Annotated in this window: 17 protein-coding genes and 1 pseudogene; all 18 read left to right on the forward strand. The window is 37.2% G+C overall.

The features are described 5' to 3' along the window. Positions 1-30: 30 nt before the first annotated feature. The 18 genes and pseudogenes from TZ94_RS01725 (at position 31) to TZ94_RS10150 (ending at position 20,755) form a co-directional block, all read left to right on the forward strand. Positions 31-1,998, forward strand: coding sequence for a peptide ABC transporter substrate-binding protein (locus tag TZ94_RS01725; protein ID WP_045613577.1), 1,968 nt, complete (start codon positions 31-33; stop codon positions 1,996-1,998). 160 nt (positions 1,999-2,158) lie between these two features. Beyond that, positions 2,159-4,117, forward strand: a complete 1,959-nt coding sequence (locus TZ94_RS01730; protein WP_045613579.1) for a peptide ABC transporter substrate-binding protein — start codon at positions 2,159-2,161, stop codon at positions 4,115-4,117. A 194-nt stretch (positions 4,118-4,311) separates the two neighbouring features. Then, positions 4,312-5,760 (forward strand): LCP family protein, encoded by a 1,449-nt coding sequence (locus TZ94_RS01735; protein ID WP_045613580.1) that lies wholly within the window; start codon positions 4,312-4,314, stop codon positions 5,758-5,760. A 1-nt stretch (position 5,761) separates the two neighbouring features. Then, the gene (gene cps4B, locus TZ94_RS01740) at positions 5,762-6,493 is read left to right on the forward strand and encodes a capsular polysaccharide biosynthesis protein Cps4B (protein ID WP_045613583.1); all 732 of its coding nucleotides are present in this window, start codon (positions 5,762-5,764) and stop codon (positions 6,491-6,493) included. A gap of 8 nt (positions 6,494-6,501) precedes the next feature. Next, positions 6,502-7,194: a CspC family polysaccharide chain length determinant protein gene (locus TZ94_RS01745; protein ID WP_045613585.1), complete on the forward strand. Its 693-nt coding sequence runs from the start codon at positions 6,502-6,504 to the stop codon at positions 7,192-7,194. A gap of 10 nt (positions 7,195-7,204) precedes the next feature. Then, the gene (locus tag TZ94_RS01750; RefSeq protein WP_045613587.1) at positions 7,205-7,906 is read left to right on the forward strand and encodes a tyrosine-protein kinase; all 702 of its coding nucleotides are present in this window, start codon (positions 7,205-7,207) and stop codon (positions 7,904-7,906) included. 16 nt (positions 7,907-7,922) lie between these two features. Next, positions 7,923-9,293, forward strand: coding sequence for a sugar transferase (locus TZ94_RS01755; RefSeq protein WP_045613589.1), 1,371 nt, complete (start codon positions 7,923-7,925; stop codon positions 9,291-9,293). A 4-nt stretch (positions 9,294-9,297) separates the two neighbouring features. Beyond that, a complete protein-coding gene (locus TZ94_RS01760; RefSeq protein WP_045613591.1) occupies positions 9,298-10,083 on the forward strand; it encodes a LicD family protein in 786 nt (261 codons plus the stop codon). 19 nt (positions 10,084-10,102) lie between these two features. Then, complete coding sequence (locus TZ94_RS01765) at positions 10,103-10,825, forward strand: WecB/TagA/CpsF family glycosyltransferase (protein ID WP_045613593.1); 723 nt, start codon at positions 10,103-10,105, stop codon at positions 10,823-10,825. Beyond that, complete coding sequence (locus TZ94_RS01770) at positions 10,800-11,885, forward strand: glycosyltransferase family 4 protein (protein WP_045613596.1); 1,086 nt, start codon at positions 10,800-10,802, stop codon at positions 11,883-11,885. Before TZ94_RS01765 ends, TZ94_RS01770 begins: the two co-directional genes overlap by 26 nt. After that, a complete protein-coding gene (wecB, locus tag TZ94_RS01775) occupies positions 11,882-12,976 on the forward strand; it encodes a non-hydrolyzing UDP-N-acetylglucosamine 2-epimerase (RefSeq protein WP_045613598.1) in 1,095 nt (364 codons plus the stop codon). The genes TZ94_RS01770 and wecB overlap by 4 nt, the downstream gene beginning before the upstream one ends. Further along, a complete protein-coding gene (locus tag TZ94_RS01780) occupies positions 12,976-13,941 on the forward strand; it encodes a glycosyltransferase family 2 protein (protein ID WP_045613600.1) in 966 nt (321 codons plus the stop codon). Before wecB ends, TZ94_RS01780 begins: the two co-directional genes overlap by 1 nt. A 6-nt stretch (positions 13,942-13,947) precedes the next feature. Next, a complete protein-coding gene (locus TZ94_RS01785) occupies positions 13,948-15,363 on the forward strand; it encodes a flippase (RefSeq protein ID WP_045613602.1) in 1,416 nt (471 codons plus the stop codon). Between the two features lie 217 nt (positions 15,364-15,580). Then, positions 15,581-16,729, forward strand: coding sequence for a hypothetical protein (locus tag TZ94_RS01790; protein ID WP_045613605.1), 1,149 nt, complete (start codon positions 15,581-15,583; stop codon positions 16,727-16,729). 114 nt (positions 16,730-16,843) lie between these two features. Beyond that, the gene (glf, locus tag TZ94_RS01795) at positions 16,844-17,941 is read left to right on the forward strand and encodes a UDP-galactopyranose mutase (RefSeq protein ID WP_045613607.1); all 1,098 of its coding nucleotides are present in this window, start codon (positions 16,844-16,846) and stop codon (positions 17,939-17,941) included. Positions 17,942-17,956: 15 nt separating this feature from the next. Beyond that, a complete protein-coding gene (locus tag TZ94_RS01800) occupies positions 17,957-19,012 on the forward strand; it encodes a sugar transferase (protein ID WP_045613609.1) in 1,056 nt (351 codons plus the stop codon). 375 nt (positions 19,013-19,387) lie between these two features. Beyond that, a pseudogene (gene ftsA, locus TZ94_RS01805) lies at positions 19,388-20,579 on the forward strand (cell division protein FtsA); the annotation flags it as partial. Then, complete coding sequence (locus TZ94_RS10150; RefSeq protein WP_414308116.1) at positions 20,555-20,755, forward strand: cell division protein FtsA C-terminal domain-containing protein; 201 nt, start codon at positions 20,555-20,557, stop codon at positions 20,753-20,755. The pseudogene ftsA and the gene TZ94_RS10150, both read left to right, overlap by 25 nt.

Consider the following 20,755-nt stretch of genomic DNA (forward strand, 5'->3'; position numbering starts at 1 on the left):
TGAAAAATAGTATTTTAAAGGAGAATACCGATGAAATCGAAAAAGTGGCTCGCAGTAGCAGGTATAACGATGAGTGCAGCTCTACTTTTGGCAGCCTGTAACAAGGCTGAGAAAAAAGCAGATGCTCCAACGACATTTTCATACGTATATGCCATCGATCCGACAACATTGGATTATAGCATTACTAGTAAAAGTTCAACATCAGACGTCATCGCCAACTTGGTCGACGGACTCTTGGAAAATGACAAATACGGGAACTTGATTCCATCGCTTGCTGAAGACTGGTCTGTTTCACAGGACGGTTTGACCTACACCTACAAGCTACGTAAAGGTGTCAAATGGTATACTTCAGAAGGAGAAGAGTATGCTGAAGTCAAGGCACAAGACTTTGTGACAGGTTTGAAGCATGCTGCAGATGGTAAATCAGATGGTCTAACTCTTATCCAAGACTCTATCAAAGGTTTGGCAGAGTATGTCAGCGGTGAGACAAATGACTTCTCAACAGTCGGTGTCAAAGCAGTTGACGATTATACAGTTGAGTATACTTTGAACAAACCAGAAAGCTTCTGGAATTCCAAGGTGACAACAGCGACTATGCTTCCTGTTAATGAAGAATTCTTAAATTCTCAAGGAAAAGATTACGGTGCGGCAGCGCCTTCGGGTATTCTCTACAATGGTCCGTATATTTTGAAGAACTTCACTTCAAAATCAGTGATCGAGTACGAAAAGAACCCAAATTATTGGGACAAAGACAATGTTAAAATTGACCACGTCAAGCTTACCTTCTACGATGGTTCTGACCAAGAATCATTGATTCGTAGCTTTGCGTCAGGCTCATATACAACAGCTCGTCTCTTCCCAACTAGCTCAAGTTTTGATTCAACGAAGAAAGAATACGGCGATAAGATCGTTTATAGTCCGCAAGAAGCGACAAGCTATTACTTTACTTTCAACGTAAATCGTCAGTCTTACAATAAAACAGCTAAGACAGATGATGCCCAAAAAACATCAACTAAAGAAGCGCTTCTTAATAAAAACTTCCGTCAAGCTATCAACTTCGCTCTTGACCGTCATGCTTACTCTGCACAGATGAATGGTGAAGAAGGTGCAGACAAGATTATCCGTACCAGCCTTGTGCCTTATGACTATGTACAGGTCGGCGAAAAGACCTTCGGTGAATTGGCTCAAGAGCAACTGGTAACATACGGAGATCAATGGAAAGATGTTGCTTTGACAGATGGTAAGGATACTCTTTACAATCCAACAAAAGCAAAGGCTGCCTTTGAAAAAGCAAAAACAGAATTGCAAGCCAAAGGTGTAACATTCCCAATTCATTTGGATATTCCAGTTGAACAGACAGATGTTATTGCTGTGCAACAAACCAACTCTCTCAAACAGTCTGTCGAAGCAGCACTTGGAAGTGAAAATGTTGTCATCGATGTACTTCAAATGACTGACAATGAGAAAATGAGTATCACATCTCAAGTCAAAGTGCCTTCTCAGAAAGACTATGACTTGAACGGAACTGGTTGGGGGCCAGATTATCAAGACCCAGCAACCTACCTCAATATCTTAGATGCTAAGAAGGGTTCTGCCCTTAAACACTTGGGGATCACAAAAGGGAAAGATCCAGAAGTCATGGCTCAAGTTGGACTTGATGAGTACAAGAAACTCTTGGATGATGCGGCGTCAGAAACCAGTGATCTCAACAAACGCTATGAAAAATATGCCAAAGCACAAGCTTGGGTATCTGATAGCTCACTTCTCATCCCTGTAGCATCTTCAGGTGGTTCTCCGACAGTTAGTCGCACAGTGCCATTCTCAAAAGCATACTCTCAAGTTGGTATCAAGGGAGATCCATTTGTATTCAAAGGCTTAGAATTGCAAAATGATATTGTAACTGCTAAAGAATACGAAGAAGCTCTCAAGAAATGGCAAAAAGAAAAAATTGAAACAAATGCCAAATATCAAAAAGAGTTAGTGAATCACGTTAAATAATCTTTAACTATCCGTAAAGAAATCTTGTTTTTAGCAGGATTTCTTTCTTTTTTTCTATTGCAAATAAGAGGTCGAATAGTATATAACTTTACTTTTAGACTAAAATTTGATAAAATAGTTGTATGTCATAAAACCTAACATAAAAGGAGAAAAATGGATCATGAAACTCAAAAAACAACTGATTGGAGCGGGGTTGACACTTGCCGCAGCGGTCTTATTGGCGGCATGCGGGAAATCAGCATCAGATGCTAAAACCTACTCGTCAACATTTGGTGCTGACCCGACAACCTTCAACTACCTGTTGGACTACTCTGGTGATAATACCGCTGTTGTAACCAACTTGGTGGATGGTTTGCTTGAAAATGATAATTACGGAAATCTTATTCCTGCTCTTGCAGAAGATTGGAGCGTTTCTAAAGATGGTTTGACTTATACTTACAAACTTCGTCAGGATGCTAAATGGTTCACTGCTGATGGGGAAGAATATGCTTCAATTAAAGCGCAAGATTTCGTCACAGGTATCAAGTATGCAGCTGACAACAAGAGTCAAGCACTCGATTTGATTCAAAACTCAATTAAGGGCTTGGATGATTATGTCACAGGCGTAAATACTGACTTTTCAAATGTTGGAGTTAAGGCTCTAGATGATTACACTGTCCAATATACCTTGACACGACCAGAACCATTCTGGAACTCTAAGACTACAAATAGTATCTTATTCCCTGTTAATGAAGAATTCTTAGCTTCTAAAGGTAAAGAATTTGGAGAATTAAAACCAGATGGTATTCTTTATAGCGGTCCGTATCTGTTAAAAGAATTTACATCAAAATCATCTCTTGAGTACATGAAGAACCCTCATTACTACGACCAAGAAAAAGTAACGATTGAAAAAGTTAAATTGGCTTATGTTGATGGTTCTGACCAAGATATGACTATCCGCAATTTCGAAAGCGGAGCTTACTCATCTGCCGGTGTCTACCCAAATAGTTCAAACTTTGCAAAGACGAAAGAGAAATACAAGGACAACATCGTCTATAGCTTGCAGGACGCGACTTCTTGGTACTATAATTTTAACGTTAATCGCCAAACATACAATCATACAGCTAAGACTAGTGATGAACAAAAACAAGCTACCCAAGCTGCTATTTTAAATAAAAACTTCCGTCAAGCAATCAACTTTGCAATTGATCGTACAGCCTACTCAGCTCAGTCTAATGGAGAAGAAGCTGCTAAAAATACTCTTCGTAACACACTTGTACCACCGACTTTTGTACAAGTTGGAGACAAGACTTTTGGTGAGACAGTCGCATCTAAGTTGGTAAACTACGGTACACAGTGGTCAAATATGAATCTTGAAGATGCTCAAGATGGATACTTCAACAAAGAAAAAGCACAAGCTCAATTTGCAGAGGCTAAAAAAGAATTAGAAGCACAAGGTGTAACCTTCCCGATTCATTTGGACTTGCCTGTAGACCAAGTTAACAAAACATTGCTTCCAAAGATTAATTCGCTTAAACAATCTGTCGAATCAACTCTTGGGGCAGAAAATGTAGTGATTGATGTAGTTCAAATTTCAACAGAAGACTATGCAAATGCGACTTTCCAAGCGCCAACCACAGCTGATCATGACTATGACTTGAACTTGGATGGTTGGTCTGCAGACTACCAAGATCCATCGACTTATCTCAATCCTTTCAACGCTGAGGATGGATTCTATCTCAAGATTTTAGGACTTGATCCAAGCAAGGATACTGATAAGATTACAAATATCGGATTGGACCAATATACTCAAAAATTGAAAGCGGCAGATGCAGAAAATACAGACGTGACAAAACGTTATGAAAACTATGCAGACGCACAAGCTTGGCTGATCGATAGTTCACTATTGCTTCCTGTAAATTCAAATGGTGGTGGAGCTTCAGTGACGCGTGTAACACCGTTCACACGAGCATACTCACTTGTCGGGATCAAAGGTACTGGAAACAACTACAAGTACATGAGATTGCAGACTGATGTCGTTACAAGTTCTCAATTTGCTGAAGCTAAATCTAAATGGGAACAAGAACGTAAAAATGCAGTTGAAAAGAGTCAAAAAGAATTCGAAAGCCACGTTAAATAAATAAAAATAGAGCTTATAAAAGCTCTGTTTTTATTTATTTTGTCCCCTGTAAACATTTAAACTATCAAAATATATAAACATATGTAAAAAGTAAACATATGCTGCAAAAAGCAAGCCCTTCCTTGGTAGATGTAGATAGCCTTGAGATATAGTTTGTGATATAATTAAATTAAAATATATTGTAGAGGTGTTTCGTGAGTACCAGACGCTTGAAAAAAAGTAAATCTAGTCAAATTCAGCAGAGCTTGAACGCAGGTTTGTTAATTATCTATGTAGTTCTTGCTTGTTTTTTATTGTTTCTAATTTTTAGATATCAGATTTTAGCCATCAATTTTGTGAATATCATTCTCTCAGTAGTACTCGTACTTGTGGCATTGCTGGCACTGATTTTAATTTTGAAGAAAAAAGCTAAAATCTTTACATTGATTATGCTTGTCTTGGCAGTGTTACTAAGCTCAGTAGCTGTAGTAGCAGTACAACAGTTTGTTAGTCTTGCAAATCAATTTAATGCCACTTCTAATTATTCGAGATACTCTATGAGTGTGGCAGTATTAGCTGACAGCGAAATTAATGATGTTTCTCAACTTTCTAGTGTGACTGCTCCAACAGGAACAGATGCTGAGAATATTCAAAAGTTGATAGATGACATTAAGACAACTCAGAGTAAAAATCTAACAGTGGAGGGGAGTTCTTCCTATTTGGCATCTTACAAGAGTTTATTGGCTGGTGAGACTAAGGCAATTGTTTTAAATGGTGTATTTGAAAATTTAATTGAGCAAGAATATCCTGATTATGCTAAAAAGATAAGAAAAATCTACATCAAAGATTTAACAAAGACAGTTGCAGCGCCAAAAGCAACTACGGGTAATAGTTTTAATGTGTATGTTAGTGGAATCGACACTTACGGACCGATTAGCTCTGTATCGCGCTCTGATGTTAATATCATCATGACAGTTAATCAAGACACCAAGAAGATTCTCTTGACGACAACTCCTAGAGATGCTTATGTTCCAATAGCAGATGGAGGAAATAATCAAAACGATAAGTTGACGCATGCTGGTATTTATGGTGTTGATGCCTCTATCCATACTTTGGAAAATCTCTACGATATCAATTTGAATTACTATGCTCGTCTTAATTTTACTTCATTCTTGAAGTTGATTGATCTTCTCGGAGGTGTCGATGTCTATAATGATCAAGAATTCACTTCGCTACACGGGAAATATCACTTCCCTGTAGGGAACGTTCATCTGGATTCTGAACAGGCTTTAGGTTTTGTTCGTGAACGCTATTCATTGACAAATGGTGATGGGGATCGTGGTCGTAATCAACAAAAAGTGATAGCGGCTGTCATCCAAAAACTAACCTCGGCAGAAGCCTTGAAGAATTTTGATGGCATTATCCAAAGTTTGCAGAATTCCATTCAGACCAATATGCCACCAGAGACAATGATTAATCTGGTTAATGCCCAATTGGCAAGTGGAGGAAAATACACTGTCACAAACCAAGATTTAAAAGGAACTGGGCGTATGGATTTACCATCCTACGCTATGCCGGATAGCAACCTTTATATGTTAGAAGTGGATCCAACAAGCTTGGAAACCGTTAAGGCGGCTATTAAAGATACCATGGAAGGGAAATAAGATGATTGACATTCATTCACATATAGTTTTTGATGTTGATGATGGACCGAAAAGTATAGAAGATAGTCGAGCGTTGTTAAAAGAAGCTTATGCACAAGGGGCTCGGACAATTGTTTCAACTTCTCATCGACGAAAGGGAATGTTTGAGACACCAGAAGATAAAATTGCTACTAATTTTAAGATCGTTCAGGAACTAGCCAAGGAGATAGCTCCTGACTTAACAGTTTTATATGGTGCTGAGATATATTTTACTAGTGACGTTCTAGATAAATTAGAAAATCATATCATACCGAAACTGAATGATACACGCTATGCCTTGATTGAGTTTAGTATGAATACATCTTATCGAGAGATTCATAGTGCCTTGTCAAAAGTTCTCATGTTAGGTGTGACACCTGTGATTGCTCATATTGAGCGCTACCACGCTTTAGAAAATGATGAGAAAAAAGTAAGAGAACTTATCAATATGGGATGCTACACACAAATTAACAGCTCTAGTATTCTGAAACCAAAACTATTTGGGGATACTTATAAGTTTATGAAAAAACGTGCTCGCTATTTTTTAGATAGAGATTTAGTTCATGTTGTGGCAAGTGATATGCATAACTTGGATAATAGACGACCTCATATGAAAGAAGCTTATGATTTAGTAAGTAGAAAATATGGCAAAGGAAAAGCTCAAGAGCTTTTTGAAATAAATCCTTTAAAAATTATAAAAGATGAAATTATATAGGAGAAACAATGAAACAACAAGATAAAATCGAAATCGATGTAGTGCAAATGCTTAAAGTTTTATGGAAACGTAAATTAATAATAGCATTGGTAGCAATTGTTACAGGTGCGGTTGCTTTTGGGTATAGTTCGTTTGTAGTTAAACCTCAATTTACAAGTACGACACGTATTTATGTGGTAAATCGTAATCAAGGTGATAAGCCTGGTCTAACCAATCAAGATTTGCAAGCTGGCTCATACTTGGTAAAAGACTACCGAGAAATTATTCTTTCTCAAGATGTATTAGAAAAAGTAGTAGCTGAACAAGGGTTGAGTTTTGATGCAAAATCCCTCGCTAAAAAAGTTCAAGTAACGGTTCCAGCAGATACTCGTATAGTGTCAATTTCAGTAAGAGATGGGAATCCTGAAGAAGCTAGTCGAATAGCAAATGCTCTTAGAGAAGTAGCTGCTCAAAAAATCATCTCTGTAACGAAAGTATCTGATGTAACTACATTGGAGGAAGCTCGTCCTGCCCTATCACCATCTTCTCCAAATATTCGTCGCAATACAATCTTTGGTGTTGGTGCAGGAGCAAGTATTGTCATTCTATTAGCTCTATTGGTCGAAATATTGGATGACCGTGTGAAACGTCCAGAAGATATTGAAGAAGTAATGCATATTTCGCTTTTGGGAGTTATTCCAAATTTAGAGAAATTAAAGTAAGGGAGAAAATATGGCAAAGTTAGAATTATCAGAAAAACGCCAAGCATTCGTAAAAAAAGCAGAAGAATATTATAATGCTTTGCGTACTAATATACAATTGAGTGGAGATAAGTTGAAGGTTATTGCTATTTCTTCGGTTAGACCTGGAGAAGGAAAATCAACGACTTCAACTAATATTGCATGGGCTTTTGCGCGTGCTGGTTATAAAACGCTCCTAATTGATGCCGATATTCGAAATTCTGTTATGTCTGGTGTCTTCATTTCGAGAGAAAAAATCACTGGTTTAACAGATTACTTGTCTGGGACAAAGGACTTATCTCAGGGGTTGTGTGAAACAAATGTAGAAAATCTATTTGTTGTTCAATCTGGAGCTATTTCTCCGAATCCAACGGCACTTCTTCAAAGTGAGAAATTTGAAGTCATGATAGAAACACTACGCAAGTATTTTGATTATATCATTGTAGATACAGCTCCTATAGGAGTAGTTATCGATGCTGCAATTATTGCGCAAAAATGCGATGCTTCTATTTTAGTGACAGAGGCTTCTGCAACTAAACGTAGAGAAGTTCAAAAAGCTAAGACCCAATTAGAACAAACTGGAACACCATTCCTTGGTGTAATTCTGAATAAGTTCAATATTCATCTTGAAAAATATGGTACATATGGTACATATGGTGGTTATGGGAACTATGGTTCTTATGGTAAAAAATAAGTTTAGGGAGTAAAATATGGAAGGAAGGGGTTTCTATAACGTAACTCTAGCGTTTTTGCAGAGTATACTTGTTAGTGTATTAGCTTATATACTTATTTCTGTAACAGAAACAGAAATTGTTGCAAAAACTGTTTTTGTCCTTTATTTTCTTCACTTTGCTGCCTTCTACATCAGTGGATATGGAAAGGATTTCTTCAAGCGAAGTCAATCGGTCGAATTGTTAGAGATAGTAAAATACATTATCTTTTTTGCCTTGTTAATTAGTTTCTCTAGTTTCTTCTTGAAAGATCAATTTGTAATCTCTAGAAGAGGAATGGTTTACTTCCTTTCATTATATGGAATTTTCAACTACATTCTCAGCTTTGTTATAAAAAAATATTGGGTACAATTTAACCATAATTTAAAAGGGAGTCGTAAAATTCTTTTAATAACTGCAACAACACGTACTGAGAAAGTAATTGACCGCCTCTTGACTGCTAATGATGTTTCTGGAAAGCTTGTAGCAGTGAGTGTTTTGGATGATCCAAGTTTTAAACACGATAAAGTTACGATTGTTCCGCGTGAACATCTCATTCATTATGCAACTCACGAAGTAGTGGATGAGGTTTTCGTAAATTTACCAAGTGAGGATTATGATATTGGTAGCATTATTTCTCAATTTGAAACGATGGGGATTGATGTAACTGTTAATCTAAATGCCTTTGATAAGAATTTAGGTAGAAACAAACAAATCCATGAGATGGCTGGATTAAATGTAGTAACTTTTTCTACAAATCTCTACAAACCAAGCCACATAGTTGCCAAACGAATGATTGATATTTTAGGAGCAATTGTTGGACTGATCATCTGTGGATTGGTAAGTATAGTCCTTGTTCCAATGATTCGAAAAGATGGTGGACCAGCAATCTTCTCTCAAACCCGAGTCGGTAAAAATGGTCGCTATTTCACATTTTATAAATTCCGTTCCATGAGGGTAGATGCAGAAGAAATCAAGCAGCAATTGATGGATCAGAATACCATGCAAGGTGGTATGTTTAAAATGGATAATGATCCTCGAGTTACAGAAATTGGTCGTTTTATACGTAAAACTAGTATTGACGAGTTACCCCAGTTTTGGAATGTACTGATTGGGGACATGAGCCTAGTTGGAACTCGTCCTCCAACAGTGGATGAGTATGAAAAGTATACTCCTGAACAGAAACGTCGATTGAGTTTTAAACCAGGCATTACTGGGCTATGGCAAATTAGTGGTCGAAGTGGAATTACCAATTTTGACGATGTTGTCAAACTAGATGTAGCTTATATCGATGATTGGACAATTTGGAAAGATTTCGAAATTTTATTAAAAACAATAAAAGTAGTGCTGATGAGAGATGGAGCAAAATGATTCTATGAATAAAGTGAGAGAAATTCAATTAGGAGAGTTAACTCTTTTAGAAAGTTATATCGATCTTTGTAAAAGACATGATTTGCGTTATTACGCCTTGGGTGGGACATTACTCGGTGCCATTCGTCATAAAGGATTTATCCCATGGGATGACGATATGGATTTAGGAATGCCTAGAAAAGATTATGAAAAATTCTTGTCAATCTGTGAGAAAGAGCTTCCTGAAAGTGTTATTTTAAGACTTCACGACGATAATCTAGGTAATACTTCTATTATGGATACTTCAATCCAAATTCAATTTGGCAATGAATGGTGTAGTCCCTTTATTGATATCTTTCCCTTAGATGGTTACCCAGAAGACGGAATTCATTACTGGGTGCATACAAATAAAATAAAGTTCTATCGTGCCTTGTCTAAAATTTCTGTCATCGATCGCATACATGAGAGAGATAGAGGTTCATTCGAAAATGCGATTGTAAAAGTTTCAAAAACTTTGAAATTAAATAAACTTTTAAACACTTCAAAAATTAATAAAAAATTGCAAAGTATCATCAAACAATATGATTACGAGACTAGTACTATGGTCGGAAATGTCTTGGGTTCCTACCGAGAACGTGAACTCGCAAGAAAAGAAGTGTTCGGGGAACCGCAATTACTAGAATTTGAAAATTTACAAATAAGTTGTCATGCAAATCCCGATGAATATTTGACAAAAATATACGGTGATTACATGCAACTGCCAAAAGAAGCTGAGCGTAAGGGTCATTTTGAGTCTACGTGGGGAGATTAAATTGAATAGTTTTAATTTAATGGGGGTCAGAATTGACCCCTTAACAATGGACGAAACTGTCCAAGCTGTTGAAAAATTTGTTCTTGAGCAACGGCCACTCCATCTAATGGGGGTGAACGCAGACAAAATTAATCAATGTCAAACAGATGAATCTATTAAAAAGATAGTGAACGCTTCTGAGATTATTAATGCAGATGGAGCTTCAGTTGTTCTTGCTTCCCGCTTTTTGGGTTATCAAGTTCCTGAGAGAGTTGCTGGGATTGATTTGATGCAAAGATTGCTCTTGTTGGCCAATGAAAAGTCTTATTCGGTTTATTTTTTTGGTGCCAAGGAAGAAGTTTTAATAGACATGCTAGAAATCTTTAAGAAAGACTATCCAAATTTACGAGTCCTTGGATATCGTAATGGTTATTTTTCTGAAGAAGATGAGTACGGTATTCAAGAAGATATCCGAGAGAAAAATCCTGATTTTGTTTTTGTTGGGATTACCTCTCCCAAGAAAGAATACATCATTCAAAAATTTATGGATCAAGGTGTTAATTCTGTCTTTATGGGAGTGGGAGGAAGCTTTGATGTCCTTTCAGGACATATCAAGCGGGCACCTATATGGATGCAAAAGGCCAATCTGGAATGGTTGTTCCGTGTGGCCAATGAACCAAAACGCCTATTTAAGCGCTATTTTGTAGGAAATGCCACTTTTATTAAGAGAGTAGTACATGAAAAACGGAAAGCAAAAAAATAATATTCTGCACATTTCGCGGACTATGGATATCGGTGGGGCAGAACGCATTGTCTGTCAGTTGGCGACAGACCTCAAGGATGAATTTGATCAGGTACATGTCGCGTCTACTGGTGGACTATGGGAAGATAAACTAGCAGAGAATGGGATTCAACACCATCGGATTCTAGACGTCGATAGCAAACAGCCAGCTACTGTGCTCAAGATTCTTGCTAGTCTCTCCAAAATCATCAAAGAAAACGAGATCATTCTTGTCCACACCCATCACCGGATGGCTGCTTTCTATATTCGTTTGTTGCAGATGCGCCATCCAAAATTGATCCATGTCTACACAGCCCATAATGTTTTCAAGGATAAATTACCACTTTATAAATTCGCCCTAGGAAAGGCTCATGCTATTGCCGTCGGTGAGGCTGTCAATGAGAACTTAAAAGCAGATGTCGGCATAAAAGAAACGGCAGTTATCTATAACGGTGTTCTCATGAAAGAAAGTCAGGACATGGTTGCTGAGATTGCTCAAACACCTGGTGTAAAAATCGGTTGTATTGCTCGCTTATCCGAACAAAAAGGCTTACCCTACCTGATCCAAGCCATGTCACTTGTGACAAATCCAAGTGTATCCTTGTTTATTGTCGGTGACGGAGAATTGAAAAATGATTTGATAAATCAAACAAAAGAGCTAGATCTGGAAGATAGAATTCATTTTTTGGGCTACCGAAGCGACGTGGTAGAGTGTATCAATAGCTTTGATTTTTTAGTCTCCTCTTCCTTGTATGAAGGGTTAGCCTTGAATGTAATCGAAACCTTTATGAATGGGAAAACCATGGTGGCAACAGACATTCCTGGTATCAAGGAAATTGTCAATGACAGCAATGGAATGCTTGTTCCGGTCAAAGATCCAAAAGCCCTGACGCAAGCAATTGAGGAATTGGCGGGAAAGCCTGAGAAAAGAGCCGCTTTAGCAGCTCAAGCAAAGAGAGATTATGAAAGTAAGTATAGCTATCCGATCTTTTTAGACAACTATCGGAACTTTTACCAATCGATGAGGAAGGGTTCAAAATGAAAAAAGTAATGTTAGTGTTTGGGACACGTCCAGAAGCCATTAAAATGTGTCCTTTGGTCAATGAACTCAAACAACACGATACCATTGAAACTGTAGTCTGTGTAACAGGGCAGCACAAGGAAATGCTGGACCAAGTGTTAGACGTTTTTCGTGTTGTTCCAGACTATAATCTTGGCATTATGAAGGCCAATCAAACCTTGTTTACTATTACGACCTCTATCTTGGAAAAAATCCAACCAGTCTTGGAGCAAGAAAAACCTGATATTGTCCTCGTGCATGGGGATACCACAACCACCTTTGCGACAGCTTTGGCAGCCTTTTATATGGGCATCAAAGTAGGGCATGTGGAAGCAGGTCTTCGGACTTACAATCTTCAAAGTCCTTATCCTGAAGAGTTTAACCGCCAAGCTACTTCCATAGTGGCAGATTACAATTTTGCTCCAACCCAGGTTTCAAAAGAGAATCTTCAAAAAGAAGGACGGACCAATATTTTCGTTACAGGAAATACCGTTATTGATGCCTTGAAAACTACAGTCCAAGAAGACTACGACCACCCTATATTGGAGTGGGCAAAAGAGAGCAAGCTCATCATGTTGACAGCTCATCGTCGCGAAAATCTTGGAGAACCTATGGAGCACATGTTCCGTGCGGTCAACCGGATTTTAGAAGAGTTCGAAGATGTCAAGGTGGTCTATCCTATTCACAAAAATCCAAAAGTTAGAGAATTGGCTAGCAAGATTTTTGGAGAGAATGAGCGAATGAAAATCATTGAGCCCTTGGAAGTGATTGATTTTCATAATTTCATGAACCAAAGCTATATGATTTTAACAGACTCTGGCGGTGTTCAGGAAGAAGCTCCATCTTTAGGGAAACCAGTTTTGGTTATGCGTGATACAACAGAACGTCCAGAAGGGATTGCCGCAGGAACCTTGAAATTAGTTGGAACAGAAGAAGAAAAAATTTATACGAATTTTAAGCTTCTTTTGGAAAGTGAAAAGGATTATAACAAGATGAGCCAGGCAAGTAATCCTTATGGGGATGGAACGGCTTGTCAACAGATTGTAGAGATTATTATGAAGGGATTATCATAATGGAAAAGGTTTCGATTGTTGTTCCAGTATACAACGTTGAAGATTATTTGAAATATTGTGTTGACAGCTTAATTAATCAATCGTACAAGGATATTGAGATTATTTTGGTAGATGATGGCTCTACTGATGATTCTGGAAGAATATGTGATAAGTATGCCCAAGAAGATGACCGTATTAGAGTCTTGCATATTGAGAATGGAGGCCTTTCTAATGCTCGAAATACGGGTGTAAAGTTTGCTTCTGCTGAGTGGATAATTTTCATTGATTCTGATGATTACTATGATCGTAGAACTGTTGAGTATTTAGTGCAACTTCAAAAGAAGTATGCTGTTGATCTTGTTGCAACTTCCGTCATCGAAGTTAGGGACTTCCAAAGTGAAGATTTTTTAGGTTCATTAACTAACATAGATTCTTTGAAATTAGATCGCTATACAGCTTTGAAGGAGATGTTTTATGGAAATATAGTTGGAACTCATCCAGGGGGAAAACTATACAAAAAAGAAATCTTGATGAAGTTTCCTTTTCCAGAGGGTATGATCTATGAAGATTTGGCTGTCTCTTTTGAGCATATCGGAGCATGCAATGAAATTGCCGTAGGGTGTATCAATTTATACAAATATTATCGAAGACCTGGAAGTATTGTCAATTCTTCTTATAGTGATAAATTTTTAGACTTCTATAAGGCTATAGAGATGAATAGAGAATTTGTTCAGAGAGATTATCCTAATGATAAGGAAATGAAGAAAGCACTTACTGTACGTTATGTCTTTAAGGGGTTACATGTAGTACATGCTATGCTCGGTTCAGATATGTATTCGGCTGTCAATAAAATCAGAAAAGAATACACTAGATACTTCAACGATATTATTCCTAATCCAAATATAACAGGGAAAAATAAAGTGAAATACCTGATGCTTTTGGTTTCTCCAAAACTGTATGAAAAAATTAGAGAGAAGATGGGTTAGGTAAGAATGAAGGTTTTAAAAAATTATGCATATAATCTCTCTTACCAGCTACTAGTGATAATTCTTCCTATTATAACAACACCTTATGTAACTAGGGTATTTAGTTCAACTGATTTAGGGACTTATGGTTATTTCAATTCAATTGTAACCTACTTTATTTTATTGGCGACATTGGGAGTGGCCAATTATGGTACAAAAGAAATTTCAGGCCATCGTAAAGATATCAGAAAAAACTTTTGGGGCATATATACCTTGCAGTTTGGTGCGACCATTCTGTCGATATGCTTATACATTCTCTTATGTCTGTCCTTGTCATTTATGCAAAATCCCGTTGCATATATTTTGGGCTTGAGTCTGGTATCTAAAGGGATGGATATCTCCTGGTTATTTCAAGGGTTAGAGGATTTTCGCAAGATAACAGTTAGAAATATTACTGTCAAACTTGTTGGAGTTATTTCGATTTTCTTATTTGTAAAATCAGCAAATGATTTATATCTTTATGTGTTTTTGCTAACAATATTTGAATTATTGGGGCAGTTTAGTATGTGGTTGCCATCTAGAGAATTTATCGGGAAACCACATTTTGATTGGTCCTATGCTAAACAACACTTGAAACCAGTTGTTCTCTTGTTTCTGCCCCAAATAGCTATTTCGCTATATGTTACTTTGGATCGTACTATGCTAGGGGCATTAGCCTCAACTAAAGACGTCGGAATTTATGACCAAGCCTTAAAATTGGTCAATATTTTGCTTACACTAGTGACTTCGTTAGGAAGCGTAATGCTTCCTCGTGTTGCCAATCTCCTATCAACTGGAGATCACAAGGCTGTAAACAAAATGCATCAGATGTCTTTCTTAATATACAATTTAGTCATTTTTCCTATTATTGCAGGAATCTTAATTGTTAATGATGATTTCGTGCAATTTTTCTTAGGACAGGATTTCCAAGATGCTAAATATGCGATAGCAATTATGATTTTTAGAATGTTCTTTATTGGCTGGACAAATATTATGGGTATTCAAATCTTGATTCCACATAATAAAAATAAAGAATTTATGATTTCGACAACTATTCCAGCTATTGTGAGTGTTGGTTTAAATTTATTATTACTACCTAAATTAGGTTATATCGGAGCAGCCATTGTTTCTGTATTAACAGAAGCCTTAGTATGGGCTATTCAACTGTATTTTACAAGAAACTATTTAAAGGAAGTGCCTCTTCTAGCTTCGACATTTAAAATTATAGGAGCATCAGCTCTCATGTACGGTGTACTATTCGTTGTAAAAACTACAGTGAATTTTACGCCTGTTATAAATGTTATGGTATTTGCTACAATAGGAGCGATACTTTACATTTTTCAAATACTATTCTTAAAGGTAATTAGTCCAAAAGAGTTGAAACAGCAGTTAATGAATAAGTGAAATTGGATGGAATAAATAGAAATTTCAGTAGCTTATAGTCTTATTGTAAAATGAACTCTTGTATAGATTAAATTCGCTTTGGTTGATTAAATAGTTAGGAAAGAGAGGATAGAAGAGTATAAGTGAACTAGAAGATTAAAGAAATAATATTTTTTCTCATACGATTCAATATTTCTTTTTCTTAGAATTCACCCTGTATGATTCTTTTTCAAAAAATATGATAAAAATTAAATTTGAAAACCTACTAGTCAGCATTGTTGTATCTGTAGTGGTATTTTTTAATACCATATCAACTACGATGCTGGATAGGACTTTTTTTCAAGTCAAAGTAAATTTCCTATTTTTGGTTGTATTGCTTTTAGGGCTTCGTTTTTTGTATAAAATGCGTGTCTCATACAAATATCTAATACTTTCTATTCTATTATTGCTTTCGGGGGTTTTAGTGTATGTTCAAACGAATAGGCTTAATTTTCTAGTCTATTCGATGCTGCTAGTCCTCTTGGTTAATGTAGATATGAAAGTAGTTTTGAGGAACTATGTAGTTGTAGCTGGCATTCTCGTAGTTGGAGTTTTTCTTTTATCACTTGTTGGCATGGTTCCTAATCTACAATATAATCGTGCGGGTGTTATTCGAAATTCGTTTGGATTTATTTATCCTACGGACTTTGCATCACATTGTTTTTATCTATTTTTAGCAATTTCCTATCTTCTAAAAGACAAATTTATATGGACTAGATCGCTGTTTGGTGTCTTGCTATCAGCTTTCATTATAAAATACTGTGATGCACGTTTAAATGCTTTGTCAATCTTGTTAGCGACAGTTATTTTCATTTATTTTTATTACAGCAATGGGAAAAAACTAAAGATTTTTGCCTTGCTACCATATTCAGCTGTTGTATTCGCATCAGTTGTTACCTATTTTTCATACAAGTTTTCATGGTCTAATCCATTTTTGGTATCGATTAATAAATTGATTACTGGGAGGCTGGCTCTAGGTAGAAATGCATTTGATACGTTTGGGGTTCATTTATTTGGAACAAGAAATGTTCAATTTATCGGGTCGGGTGGAAAGACAGAATCTGTAATAGGTTATAACTATGTAGATTCCTCCTATGTACAGATGTTGTTTACATATGGAATAGTACCTGTGGTACTATTACTAATAATTTATGTTGTCGCCTCAAGGAAACAGTATAAGGAGGGGCAATATTTATTAGTTGCAATTCTATCATTGATTGCTTTTAACTGTATGATTGAAGCCTTTTGGTTTGTTCCTACATATAATATATTCATGTTTTTACTATTTACAACAAATACCTTTAGCGAAAAAGAATCAAATGATAGTGTTACATTAAATATAACCTAGCTTCAGCATTAATTTTTAGGTGGGTTTGATAGACAATATGTAGCCTTTTAGGGTAATGTTGACTCCGAGTCGGCATTGATAAGAAATTGTAGAATTCATTAACGGAGTTTTAAAATGTATGACTATTTAATTGTTGGTGCAGGTTTGTCTGGAGCAATCTTCGCACACGAAGCAACGAAACACGGTAAAAAAGTAAAAGTGATTGACAAGCGTGATCACATCGGTGGGAATATCTACTGTGAAAATATTGAAGGGATCAACGTTCATAAGTACGGTGCCCACATTTTCCATACGTCCAACAAAAAAGTGTGGGACTATGTCAACCAATTCGCTGAGTTCAATAACTATATCAACTCACCAATTGCCGACTACAAGGGCAGTCTTTACAATCTTCCCTTTAATATGAATACATTCTACGCTATGTGGGGAACCAAGACTCCTCAAGAAGTTAAGGATAAGATTGCTGAGCAAACGGCTGACATGAAAGACGTTGAGCCTAAGAACTTGGAAGAACAAGCCATCAAGTTGATCGGCCCAGATATCTACGAAAAGTTGATTAAGGGCTATACTGAAAAACAATGGGGCCGTTCTGCTACAGATCTTCCACCATTTATCATCAAACGTCTACCAGTTCGTTTGACCTTTGATAACAACTACTTTAATGATCGTTACCAAGGGATTCCGATCGGTGGTTACAACGTCATCATTGAAAATATGTTGGGCGATGTAGAAGTGGAACTTGGAGTTGACTTTTTTGCCAATCGTGAAGAGCTGGAAACTTCAGCTGATAAGATTGTCTTTACAGGGATGATTGATCAGTACTTTGATTACAAGCATGGGGAGTTGGAGTATCGCAGTCTTCGTTTTGAACACGAGGTCTTGGATGAGGAAAACCATCAAGGGAATGCGGTTGTCAACTATACAGAGCGTGAGATTCCTTATACTCGGATCATTGAGCACAAGCACTTTGAGTATGGTACACAACCTAAGACAGTTATCACCCGTGAATACCCGGCTGATTGGAAACGTGGAGATGAACCATACTACCCAATCAACGATGAAAAGAACAATGCCATGTTTGCCAAGTACCAGGAAGAAGCCGCCAAAAATGACAAGGTTATCTTCTGTGGACGTTTGGCAGACTATAAATACTACGACATGCACGTGATCATTGAGCGTGCTTTGGAAGTTGTAGCAAATGAGTTTGATTGAAAGAAACAATAATCTATGAAATACTACTTAAAAGAAGAATTCCTGCATGATGTCAACGCAAAGAACGCGGGAAATAAAGCGCGCAATGACGTAGAAAGTATTGTGAAAGAAGAAGGCTATCACCCCTTGGTCTTGTCCGTCGACAATTGGTATCAAATGAGTACCCTTGCGGCTCAACGCCATAAGGCAAAGGCTTTTGGACAAGCCTTGGATCAACTAAAGCAAGGAGATGAGTTGTTGATCCAGTTTCCCATGCTCCACCATAGCTTTTTCTCCACCCATTTGGTTAAAAAAGCGCAAAAAAGAGGGATTAAAGTCTATCTTTTGATTCATGACCTAGAAGTGCTCCGCCATGCCAACATGACTTCACTGCCTTTAAAACACAGAATTCGGATGTACCTCCAAGAAGCAAGTTTTCTCAAAGCAGCTGATGGAATCATCGCCCACAACCCGGTTATGAAATCTGTTTTGGTGGATAAAGGAATTGCGGAAGATAAGATTGTTAGCCTTGGCATTTTTGACTATTTGATTCCTAATTTCCAAGAGAAGATCGTTCAAACAAAAGACCAGCCGATGATTGTGGCAGGTAATCTAGCACAAGAAAAAGCTGGTTACTTGTATAAATTGCCGGCAAATCCTGCCTATAACCTCTATGGTGTTGGTTTTGATGAAAGTAGAGCTTTAGAGAATGAAACTTACTTTGGTTCTTTTCTGCCTGACGAGCTTCCTGTAGCCCTTGAGGGTGGATTTGGACTCGTATGGGATGGGGATAGTGCTGAAACCTGTAGTGGTGTCTTTGGCGAGTACCTTCGCTACAACAACTCTCACAAGGCATCCCTTTACTTGGCATCTGGATTCCCGCTTGTAGTGTGGAAGCAGTCAGCTCTCTCTCATTTTGTTCTAGTGAAAGAGTGTGGTATCGCAGTCGAGTCACTACATGACTTGCCGCAAGTAATAGAGGAGTTAACTTTAGATGACTACCAGACTCTATTAGAAAACACCAAGCGTGTAGGAAAAGAGATTCGAGAAGGATATTATTTACGTACTGCATTAAAACAGTTGAAAATGTAAAAGAAGTTAGGTCTCCTGGCTTCTTTTTTTAAAGTATAGAAATTTTGACTGGTGGACTAGGATTCCGAACTGATTGAATAAATAGTTTATGGCATTTTTTATATAAAAAAATATAGAAAACTTTGAAAACCATTCTGTTTTCAAATATTTTTACTAAATTTTCAGGTTAATTCAATAAAAATTATATAGAAAATTAAAAATAACAATTTGTAAAATAATATTAAACTAAATTTAATGAAAAACCTTCGATAAAATCATAAAAAATTAAGCACCAAACTAATTTTTATGATATAATATTCTGTGAATAGCTATGCCTTCTTGTAGCTGTTAAAAAATCAAAGTGTGAAACTTGGAAGATAGAGAGGACGCAATGTAATGACTAGAAATGGTTTCTTTACAGGCTTAGATATTGGAACAAGCTCTATTAAAGTGTTAGTTGCTGAGCTTGTAGATGGTGAAGTAAATGTAATCGGTGTTAGCAACGCCAAAAGTAAAGGTGTCAAGGATGGAATTATCGTTGATATCGAAGCCGCAGCAACGGCTATCAAATCTGCTATTTCTCAAGCAGAAGAAAAAGCAGGAATTTCAATCAAGTCTGTAAACGTTGGACTTCCAGCAAACTTACTGCAAGTGGAACCAACTCAAGGAATGATTCCTGTAACGTCAGACACAAAAGAAATTACAGATCAAGACGTTGAAAATGTTGTTAAATCAGCTTTGACAAAGAGCATGACGCCAGATCGCGAAGTAATCACTTTTGTGCCGGAAGAATTTGTGGTTGACGGTTTCCAAGGTATTCGTGATCCTCGTGGTATGATGGGTGTTCGTTTGGAGATGCGTGGGCTACTCTACACTGGTCCAAGAACTATTCTTCACAACCTTCGTAAGACAGTAGAACGTGTTGGAGTTCAAGTTGATAACGTGATTATTTCACCACTTGCTATTGTTCAATCTGTTCTGAATGAAGGTGAACGTGAATTTGGAGCGACTGTTATCGATATGGGTGGTGGTCAAACAAGTGTTGCAACTATCCGTAACCAAGAACTTCAATACACAAATGTTTACCAAGAAGGTGGCGATTACGTTACAAAAGACATTTCAAAAGTTCTTAAAACTTCTAAGAAGATCGCAGAAGGCTTGAAACTTAACTACGGTGAAGCTTACCCGCAACTTGCAAGCAAAGAGACTTTCCAAGTTGAAGTTATTGGGGAAGTAGAACCTGTTGAGGTTACTGAAGAGTACTTGTCTCAAATCATTTCAGCTAGATTGAAACACATCTTCGAACAAATCAAACAAGATTTGGAAAGAAGACATTTGCTAGACTTGCCAGGCGGTATTGCTCTGATTGGTGGAAATGCTATTCTACCAGGTGTTGTTGAGCTTGCCCAAGAAGTGCTTGGAGTGCGTGTGAAACTATACGTACCAAACCAAGTAGGTATCCGCAATCCAGCATTTGCCCATGTGATTAGTCTGTCTGAATACGCTGGAAGTCTTACAGAAGTTAATGTTTTGGCTCAACGAGCTATCAGAGGAGATCAAGTCTTGCGTCAACAACCAATTGACTTCAGAACTCCAAGTCAGGAAAAACCTGCAACTTCTCAACGTTCAGTATTTGGAACAACTTCAACTGAATCAGCTGAATCAACTTATTCGACTGAATCAACAACTCCAAATCAATCAGAAGAAAAGCCGAAATTGACTGAACGATTCCGTAGTTTGATCGGAAGCATGTTTGATGAATAG

Origin of the sequence: Streptococcus infantis, assembly GCF_000960085.1 — a bacterium.
GTDB classification, from domain to species: domain Bacteria; phylum Bacillota; class Bacilli; order Lactobacillales; family Streptococcaceae; genus Streptococcus; species Streptococcus infantis_C.